Genomic DNA, 2,167 nt, shown 5'->3' with positions numbered 1-2,167 from the left:
GTGGGATCGGAGATGTGTATAGGAGACAGGCCAGGCTGCGGCGGGGGCGTGGCCGCCGCAAGGGGCGCTCAGGCAGGGTCCTCGGAGGCGATCTGCGCCGCGGCCTGGCGCAGCTGGCGGATGAAGTCGCGGGCGGCCGGCGCCGCCTCGTTGCGGCGATAGGCGGCGGCGATATCGGCCAGGATCGGCGCGCCGGAAAGCGGGCGGTAGCACAGCCCCGGCAATTGCACGCAGTCGCGCAGCGACGCGGGCACCACCGCGACGCCGAGGCCCAACCCCACCAGGCTGGCCACCGCCACCAGGTCGCGGCCGCGATGCGCCATGCGCGGGGTGAAGCCGCCGCGGGCGCCGAGCTGCTCGGTATAGTGGTGGAAGCCGGCGCGCTCCGGGTCGGGGGCGATGAAATCCTCTTCCGCCAGGGCATCCGCGGCGATGGCGGGGAGCGCCGCCAGCGCGTGGCTGTCGGGCAGCGCGATCACCAGCGTCTCGCGCAGCAGGCGGATGGCGGTGACGCCGGGCGGCGCGATGAAGGGCGGGCGGATGAAGGCGACATCCATCTCGCCGGCGGCGACCGCCTCGACCTGGGGGACGGTCTCCATCTCCTGCAGCCGCAGCGACACCTCCGGATGGGCGCGGCGCCAGTCGCGGATGCAGGCGGCCAGCACGCCGGAAAAGGCTGCGGACGCCGCGAAGCCGATGGTGACGATGCCGCGCTCGCCGCGCCCGGCCTGGCGGCCGATGCGCTCGGCGCGCTCCAGCTGGCGCAGCGCGGGGACGGCCTCGGCCAGGAACAGGGTGCCGGCGTCCGTCAGCGCCACCTCGCGCTTGCTGCGGCGGAACAGCCGGGCGCCCAGATGCCGCTCCAGCGCCTGGATCTGCTCGGTCAGGGACGGCGGCGACAGGCCGAGCTTTTCCGCCGCCCGGGCGAAATGCAGCGTCTCGGCGACGGCCAGGAAAGCGCGGAGATGGCGAAGCTCCAAGGGGCAGGCTCCGGAGGGCTGTTCGGCGGCGCCGAAGCATTTCGCCGGACAGCGCCAATGACCAGACTATCACGGGCCGCGCATGTTGCAGCGCACCCCAGGGATCCTTTTGCGATGTCCGCCGCCCTGTCTCCCGAGATCCCCTTCATCGAGCGCGGTACCGCCGCCTTCCGCCGCACGAATCTTGCTTTTCTGTGCGCGGGGTTTTCAACCTTTGCGCTGCTCTACTGCGTGCAGCCGCTGCTACCGGCATTTTCAGACGGCTTCCAGGTCAGCCCGGCGCAGGCGGCGCTGGCCCTGTCGCTGCCGACCGCGGTGATGGCCTTCGCCATGCTGGTGGCCAGCGCCGCCTCCGAGACGCTGGGGCGCAAGCCGGTGATGGTGGTGGCGGTGCTCGGCTCGGCGCTGCTGACCCTGGCCGCCGCCTTCGCCCCGGGCTGGTTTTCTTTTCTGATTCTGCGGGCGCTGTTGGGGTTGATGCTCAGCGGCTTGCCAGCCGTCGCGATGGCGTACATTGCCGAAGAGGTGCATCCGCGCTCCAGCGGCTATGCCATGGGGCTCTATATCAGCGGCTCCGCGCTGGGCGGGCTGCTGGGGCGGGTCGGCGCCGGGCTGCTGCTGGACCTTGGCGGCTGGCGCTGGGCGGTGGGCGGCATCGCCGGGCTGGGGCTGGTCTCGGCGCTGATCTTCTGGCGCTGCCTGCCGGAGTCGCGGCAGTTCCGCCCGCGGCCGCTGCGGATCGCCGCCCTGCTGGGGAATTTCGCCACGCATCTGCGCGATGGCGGGATGCGCTGGCTGTACTTGCAGGGCTTCCTGTTCATGGGCGGCTTCGTCACCGTCTTCAACTATGTCGGCTACCGCCTGCTGGCGCCGCCCTTCTCGCTGTCGCAAAGCGCCGTCGCCCTGGTGTTCAGCGTCTATCTGGTGGGGATCGGCAGCTCGACCCTGGTGGGGGGCCTGGCCGACCGCTTCGGCCGGCGGCGGGTGCTGTGGCTGACGGTGCTGGTGATGCTGGCGGGGCTGGGGCTGACGGCGGGCGACCGCCTGGCGCTGCTGGTGCCGGGGCTGGCGCTGATGACCTTCGGCTTCTTCGGCTCGCATTCGCTGGCCAGCTCCTGGGTCGGGCGGCGGGCGGCGACGGCCAAGGCGCAGGCCTCCTCGCTATATCTGTTCAGCTACTACATGGG

At 71.8% G+C, this 2,167-nt stretch carries 2 protein-coding genes; one reads left to right on the top strand and one right to left on the bottom strand.

The genetic code is table 11. The features are described 5' to 3' along the window. Positions 1–68: 68 nt before the first annotated feature. Complete coding sequence (locus GVN67_RS28780) at positions 69–980, bottom strand: LysR substrate-binding domain-containing protein (RefSeq protein WP_160000726.1); 912 nt, start codon at positions 978–980, stop codon at positions 69–71. A gap of 114 nt (positions 981–1,094) precedes the next feature. On the opposite strand from GVN67_RS28780, the gene GVN67_RS28775 reads away from it, so the two are divergent. Then, positions 1,095–2,167 (top strand): MFS transporter (locus tag GVN67_RS28775; RefSeq protein ID WP_160000725.1); only part of this gene is annotated, 1,073 nt, incomplete at its 3' end.

Source organism: Roseomonas sp. 18066 (genome assembly GCF_902706185.1).
In the GTDB taxonomy this organism is placed as follows: domain Bacteria; phylum Pseudomonadota; class Alphaproteobacteria; order Acetobacterales; family Acetobacteraceae; genus Pseudoroseomonas.
The sequence above is the reverse complement of the archived record's forward strand: the minus strand, read 5'-3'. Positions and strand labels throughout refer to the sequence as shown.